Origin of the sequence: uncultured Methylobacterium sp. (genome assembly GCF_964251405.1) — a bacterium.
In the GTDB taxonomy this organism is placed as follows: domain Bacteria; phylum Pseudomonadota; class Alphaproteobacteria; order Rhizobiales; family Beijerinckiaceae; genus Methylobacterium.
The window spans coordinates 1-5,859 of the sequence record NZ_CAXUJR010000142.1 but is presented as its reverse complement, the minus strand read 5'-3'; the positions used below and the strand labels follow the sequence as shown (position 1 = coordinate 5,859).

Here is a 5,859-nt window from a genome sequence, read left to right as displayed (position 1 = left end):
TGGCCGCCTCCTTCACCGGCGGCGCAGCGACGGGTTCGGGCTGCGACAGTACGACGGTCGGCCGGTCGGGTGCGCTGAGGGCGATGAGGGGCTTGGTGTCGCGCTTCTGCGAGACGACGATGGCGGCGCGTTCCTTCGAGAGGCGCACCTGCCCGTCCGCTCCGGTGATCCGCAGGGTGATCTCACTGCTTCCCGGGGGCAGGGCAGGCGGGACGATGGCGAATTGCCCTGACGGATCGATGAGCGCACGGGCAATCGGCTCGTTGTCGCGCAGCATCTCGACGGTCGCGTTGGGTGCACCCCGCCCCGCGATGACGGTTTCGCCATCCGGCTCGACGCGGATGATGTCGAAGGTCGGCGTCATCGCCTCGGAGTCTTGCGACGGCTGAGGGGACGGTGCCGGGATCTGCTCCCCGGCGAGGCCGGACTTTCCCGGCCGGACCGTCCCGGCCTCCTCGGCGCGGGAGACGTCGGAGGGTGTCTGTGCGTCGGGCACGGAGGTGGGGGCCGGCAGGCTCGCGATCGGCGCGGGCGCATCACCGGTCTGGACCCCGCGCTTCACCAGTTCGCCCGCCCCGAACAGGGTCAGGACGAGGGCGAAGCCGGCGAGCAAGCCCCCACCGGCGAGAACGAGGCTACGCCGCAACTCCGCCGTCATGGCGTCTCACTCCGAAGTGTCCCGAAACCCTCGCGGAGGCACCGCCGAATTTCGATGACGGCTGTCGACAAACCGTCGATTGACGGCGACATAATAGCGAACATGACTGGAACACCAAATTCTCCGGGCGCGACCGTGCCCCAGCCTCCCCCGCATTCGGTACTCTGGCCCTTGGACAAGCTCCATCGGTGCTGGCGTGATGGCGACATCACGGCGGCCGATGGCAGGCTCGGAGCGTGCGCATGGCGCCGGTGAAGACGGTCTGCGTCTATTGCGGCTCGGGATTCGGGGGCGACCCCGCGTTCGCGCTCGCCGCCGAGGGCCTCGGCCGGGCCTTGGGGCAGGCCGGCATCGGCCTCGTCTATGGCGGCGGCAATGTCGGCCTGATGGGCACCGTGGCCCGCGCCGTCCTGGAAAACGGCGGCCACGTCACCGGCATCATCCCGGATTTCCTGAAGTCGCGCGAGCGCATGCTCGACGAGATCCAGGAGACCATCGTGGTCGGCGACATGCACACCCGCAAGCGCCTGATGTTCGAGCGCTCCGACGCCTTCATCGCCCTGCCCGGCGGCATCGGCACCCTGGAAGAACTCGTCGAGCAGATGACCTGGGCGCAGCTCGGCCGGCACAGGAAGCCGATCCTGCTCGTCTCGGTGGCCGATTTCTGGACCCCGCTGCTTACCCTCCTCGACCACATGCGCGACCACGGCTTCATCCGCGAGGGCCTCGACCTCAACTATCTCGTGGCGCGGGATGCGTCCGAAGTCGTCGGGATGCTGCGCGCGGCGGAGAGCGCAGGGCCGTCGCCCGAGGCCGAGGCGATGATCACCGAACGGTTCTGAGCGAGCCCCCGTCACCCTTCCGGCGGCGAGGGCTGCGGCGGCATCCGGAGGTCGCCGACGACCTCGTCCTCGACCCGGTCCACCAGCACGATCCTTCGGTTGAGGCCGCGCAGCGTGTCGAGGATCCCGGCGGCGGCGAGACGGATCAGCGGGCCGGCATCGGCGACGATGGTAGGCCGACGATCTGACGGCGCGATCATGTCGCGACCGTCCAGGTCGCGGTGCCGTCCTTGTTGTCCTTCACGGCGACGCCGATCCGGAGGAGCCGGTCGCGGATGCGATCGGACTCGGCCCAGTTCTTCGCGAGCCGCGCCGCACGCCGTTCCTCGATCAAAGCTTCCACCTGGCCGACATCGACGCCGGCGACAGCGACGGCAGCGGCCTCGCGCTGCGATCGCGTCGAACCGAGGAGTCCGAACAGACCGGCGCCGGCCTTGAGGTCCGCGGGGTCATCGAGACGGTGGAGTTCGGCGAGGGCCGCAGCGGTGTTGAGGTCGTCCAGCAGCGGCTCCAGCACGGTGGCGGGTACGGACCGGCCTGGACCGATATCGCCAGCGAGGCCGTACCAGCGCTCCAGCATCCGGCTTGCCTCCTCCAACCCGCGCAAGGTCCAGTCGATCGGCTGGCGATAATGCGTCTTGAGCATGGCGAGCCGCACCACCTCGCCGGGCCAGTCCTTCAGCACGTCGCGCAGCGTCACGAAGTTGCCGAGCGACTTCGACATCTTCTGCCCCTCCACCTGCAGGAAGCCGTTGTGGAGCCAGACATGGGCCATCACCGGCGTCGAGAAGCAGCAGCGCGACTGCGCCACCTCGTTCTCGTGGTGGGGGAAGATGAGGTCGATGCCGCCGGCATGGATGTCGAAGGTCTCGCCGAGATGCTTCCACGACATCGCCGAGCACTCGATATGCCAGCCCGGCCGCCCCGGCAGGGCGATGCCGCAGGGCGAGGGCCAGGACGGCTCGCCGGGCTTCGAGGGCTTCCACAGCACGAAGTCGAGGGTCGAGCGCTTGTAGGCGGCCACCTCGACGCGCGCGCCCGCCTCCATCTCGTCGAGTGGCCGCTTCGAGAGCGCGCCGTAATCGGCCATCGCCGGCACGTCGAACAGGACGTGGTCCTCCGCCACGTAGGCGTGGCCCGAGGCGACGAGCCGCTCGACGATCGCCACCATCTCGGCGATGTGGTCGGTCGCCCGGGGCTCGACGAAGCGCGGGCGCTCGCCGGGGACGTTCACGTCCTCGGGCATCAGGACGCCGAGCTTGCGAAGGTCGTCGTGGAAGGCGCCGAGCGTACCGTCGGTGAGCGCGCGGATGGTGACGCCGCGCTCGGCGGCGCGGGCGTTGATCTTGTCGTCGACGTCGGTGACGTTGCGCGCGTAGGTGACGTGGGCCGCGCCGTAGCGGTGGCGGAGCAGCCGGAACAGCAGGTCGAAGACGATGATCGGCCGGGCGTTGCCGATATGGGCGGCGTCGTAGACCGTCGGGCCGCAGGCATACATCCGCACATGGGTCGGATCGATGGGCGCGAAGGGCGCCTTCTCGCGGGTCAGCGTGTTGTAGAGCCGCAACATCGGTTCCATGAAACAGTCTCTCGCCCTTCACCGGTCCCGCCGCATCCCCGCCCCTGTTGCGCGAAGGCGACGGCATCGGCGCGGCATCCGGGCTACCGCAAAAGGGAGATCAATTCGAGACGCAAAGACGGACCGATCGCGCCCTGCCCGGTGAGGGTCGAAAGGCTTTGTTTACCGGAACGGACGAGATTTCACGGCAACCGCCAAAGATCTCCATCACGCATTTCGCCAAGGTGTTCCCATGCGACGTCCGGCTGTCGTCCTCAGCGCTTGCCTTGCCCTCGGGCTGTTCTCGACGATGGCCGTGGCCCAGGCGCCGCATGCGTCGGGCAAGGTCGAGAAGATCTTTCTCATCCCGGCCGCCGAGGGCTACGGCGTCGGCGATTGCCTGTCGTCCGGGGGCGAATGCGGGCAGGTCGTGGCGGATGCTTGGTGCGAGTCGCAGGGCTTCGCCTCCGCCGGCTCCTTCGGCATCGCCGCGCCGGAAGACTATACCGGCGCGATCGACGCGCAGCCCAAGGCGGCGGACGCCCCGGTCAGGATCACCTGCCAGGATTGATGGGCCTTGCCAGGATTGATCGGCGCGATCAGCCCTTGAAGAACTCGCCGCATTTCGGCGGCAGCTCGGTGCCCCAGGGCATCAGGGGCACCGTCGAGGTCGAGTTCTTGGGCGAGCCCTGGATGACCCTGTCGGAATAGACCATGTAGATCAGCGTGTTGCGCTTGGCGTCGCAGCCGCGCACGATCTGCATCGACTTGAAGATCAGCGACCGGCGCTCGCTGAACACGACCTCGCCCTGCTTGAGCTGGCCCTTGAAGCTCACCGGCCCGACTTGGCGACAGGAGAGCGAGATGTCCGAGACGTCCTCGGCCAGCCCCAGGGTCCCCTTGATCCCGCCCTTCTCCGGCTGGGTGTAGTGGCAGGCGACGCCGCCGACCGCGGGATCGTCGATGCCGTAGACCACGAGCTTGTCGTTGGGGGTCAGGGGGCGCCAGACCGTCGACTTGTCGAAGATGCGGTCCGGGTCGTCGGCCGCCCACGCCGGGGCGGCCACGCCCATTGCGAGCAGCGCCACGACCAGCGTCCGTCCGGTGAGACTCTGAAGCCACAACATATGATCATTCCCCTCGATCTGTGCCGGGGCGCATGTGGGAAGGCTGTCGCCGATTGGCGAGGGCGGATACAAAAGCTTTGCTTCGGCGACGCAGCCCTCGCTGGACCCCACCACTGTCGCTGTTAGGCCATGACGCTGATCCCTTCCCAGATCCGCCTCCCCAAGATCGGCCTCCCCGAGATCCGCCGCACAGCGATCGGCCGGGCCAGCCGTTGGCTCGCGATCGTCGCGGCATCGACGTCGGCCCTCGTGCTGCCGGCCCAGGCGGACACCTACGCCTGTCAGCGCTACAAGTCGGAGCTGGCCAACCTCAGCGCGGGGGCCGACACCGCACGCGCCCTCCAGAACGAGATCGGCCGGCTCAACGCCTATTTCCGCACCTTGAACTGCGAGGGCGGGAAATTCCTGTTCTTCGATACCCGACCGCCGCAATGCAGTGCCGTCGAGCAGCGCATCCGGGCGCTCAATGCCGGCTATGGAGCGGATAACGGCGAGGTCACCGCCATGCGGCGCAAGCATCTCACCGTCGCCATCGCCACGGCCTGCGCGGACCAGTCCAGGGGCATCGTCGAGGCGTCCAACGGCGAGCAGCGGGCCCGCGGCGGCGGCCAGGTCATCTGCGTGCGCAGTTGCGACGGCGCCTACTTCCCGATGACGAACCTGCCGGACGGGCGCGAGGGTGCCAACGAACTCTGCCAGGCCCTGTGCCCGGGCGCCGAGGCCGCCGCCTACTCGATGCCCTACGGCGACGACGCCTTGCGCCAGGCCGCCACGATCAAGGGCAGCCGCGCCTACGTGTCCCTCGCCAACGCCTTCAAGTTCCAGAAGAGCTTCACGCCGAACTGCTCCTGCAAGGGCGAGGGCAAGACCTGGGCGCAGTCCCTGGTGAAGGCCGAGAGCATGATGGTCCGGCACAAGGGCGACATCTTCGTCACCCCGATGCAGGCCGAGGCGATGTCGCGGCCGAAGGTCCGCCTCACCCTGGTCGGCCGCGCCGACAAGACCGCCGCGTCCCTGGCCGCCGATGCGGCGAGCCGCGTGGGCGCCGTCGTCTCGGATGCCGGCGAGCCGGGCGTGCAAGGTGTCGACGCCACCCTTCACCGCGCCTCGACAGCCCCCCAGGAACCGCCGCCCATCCGCATCATTGCGCCCGGCGTGATCGCGGTCCCGAGCCGGGCGGGAACGCCGTAACCCGGTGGAGTCAGGGCTTCCAGTCCGGTTAGCCGATCCCTCCGGGGCCGCCTAAGGAACCCTTCGAGGGCCCGCCACGCTCTGTGGAATCGACGGAATTTGGAACGATCTCGCGGCCGTCCCGGTTCGGAAGGCTCATCAACGACGCGAGATATGCCCGATGCGGACCATCCGCCTGCTCCTCCTGACCGGCACCGTGCTTCCCTCCCTCGTGCTCGCGGATCTCTCCGCCGCATGGGCCCAGGGCCAAGCGGGATCCATCGTGGTGGCGCAGGCGGGACCCGGCGGCGAGCGCGGCGAGCCGCGTGGCGAGAGCCCGCGCGGCGGTCCGCCGCCCGGTGCAGCGCCCCGTCCCGAGCGGGCAGCCCCGGAGCCGCGCCAAGAGCCGCGCCAGGAGCGTGCCCCCACCGAACGGTCGCAGCCGCGTCCGGCCGAGAGGCCGGAACCCCGCGGTGAGCGACCCGAGCCTCGCGGCGAGCGACC

Annotated in this window: 6 protein-coding genes and 2 pseudogenes; 4 read left to right on the top strand and 4 right to left on the bottom strand. The window is 69.2% G+C overall.

What is annotated here, in order from left to right:
* A pseudogene (locus tag ACFE7U_RS17165) lies at nt 1-658 on the bottom strand (hypothetical protein); the annotation flags it as partial.
* Between the two features lie 242 nt (nt 659-900).
* Between ACFE7U_RS17165 and ACFE7U_RS17160 the strand changes: the two are divergent.
* Entirely contained in the window at nt 901-1,500 is a 600-nt protein-coding gene (locus ACFE7U_RS17160) for a TIGR00730 family Rossman fold protein (RefSeq protein ID WP_375410925.1), read from the top strand.
* An 11-nt stretch (nt 1,501-1,511) separates the two neighbouring features.
* Here ACFE7U_RS17160 and ACFE7U_RS17155 read toward each other — a convergent pair whose 3' ends face one another.
* Nucleotides 1,512-1,700 (bottom strand): hypothetical protein, encoded by a 189-nt coding sequence (locus ACFE7U_RS17155; RefSeq protein ID WP_375410924.1) that lies wholly within the window; start codon nt 1,698-1,700, stop codon nt 1,512-1,514.
* Nucleotides 1,697-3,079, bottom strand: coding sequence for a cysteine--tRNA ligase (gene cysS, locus ACFE7U_RS17150; RefSeq protein WP_375410923.1), 1,383 nt, complete (start codon nt 3,077-3,079; stop codon nt 1,697-1,699). Before cysS ends, ACFE7U_RS17155 begins: the two co-directional genes overlap by 4 nt.
* Before the next feature lie 232 nt (nt 3,080-3,311).
* On the opposite strand from cysS, the gene ACFE7U_RS17145 reads away from it, so the two are divergent.
* Nucleotides 3,312-3,629 (top strand): hypothetical protein, encoded by a 318-nt coding sequence (locus tag ACFE7U_RS17145; RefSeq protein ID WP_375410922.1) that lies wholly within the window; start codon nt 3,312-3,314, stop codon nt 3,627-3,629.
* A gap of 28 nt (nt 3,630-3,657) precedes the next feature.
* Here the strand turns inward: ACFE7U_RS17145 and ACFE7U_RS17140 are convergent, their stop codons facing one another.
* Nucleotides 3,658-4,185 carry a CreA family protein gene (locus ACFE7U_RS17140; RefSeq protein WP_375410921.1) on the bottom strand — a complete coding sequence of 176 codons (528 nt, stop codon included), beginning with the start codon at nt 4,183-4,185 and terminating at the stop codon, nt 3,658-3,660.
* Nucleotides 4,186-4,314: 129 nt separating this feature from the next.
* On the opposite strand from ACFE7U_RS17140, the gene ACFE7U_RS17135 reads away from it, so the two are divergent.
* Nucleotides 4,315-5,376 (top strand): DUF2865 domain-containing protein, encoded by a 1,062-nt coding sequence (locus tag ACFE7U_RS17135; protein ID WP_375410920.1) that lies wholly within the window; start codon nt 4,315-4,317, stop codon nt 5,374-5,376.
* A gap of 160 nt (nt 5,377-5,536) precedes the next feature.
* Nucleotides 5,537-5,859, top strand: a pseudogene (locus ACFE7U_RS17130) (flagellar motor protein MotB); the annotation flags it as partial.

Bases quoted from the DNA above. Each gene is read 5' to 3' on its own strand.
- cysS (WP_375410923.1), bottom strand. From the start codon at position 3,079: ATGGAACCGATGTTGCGGCTCTACAACACGCTGACCCGCGAGAAGGCG.
- ACFE7U_RS17135 (WP_375410920.1), top strand. From the start codon at position 4,315: ATGACGCTGATCCCTTCCCAGATCCGCCTCCCCAAGATCGGCCTCCCC.
- ACFE7U_RS17145 (WP_375410922.1), top strand. From the start codon at position 3,312: ATGCGACGTCCGGCTGTCGTCCTCAGCGCTTGCCTTGCCCTCGGGCTG.
- ACFE7U_RS17155 (WP_375410924.1), bottom strand. From the start codon at position 1,700: ATGATCGCGCCGTCAGATCGTCGGCCTACCATCGTCGCCGATGCCGGC.
- ACFE7U_RS17140 (WP_375410921.1), bottom strand. From the start codon at position 4,185: ATGTTGTGGCTTCAGAGTCTCACCGGACGGACGCTGGTCGTGGCGCTG.
- ACFE7U_RS17160 (WP_375410925.1), top strand. From the start codon at position 901: ATGGCGCCGGTGAAGACGGTCTGCGTCTATTGCGGCTCGGGATTCGGG.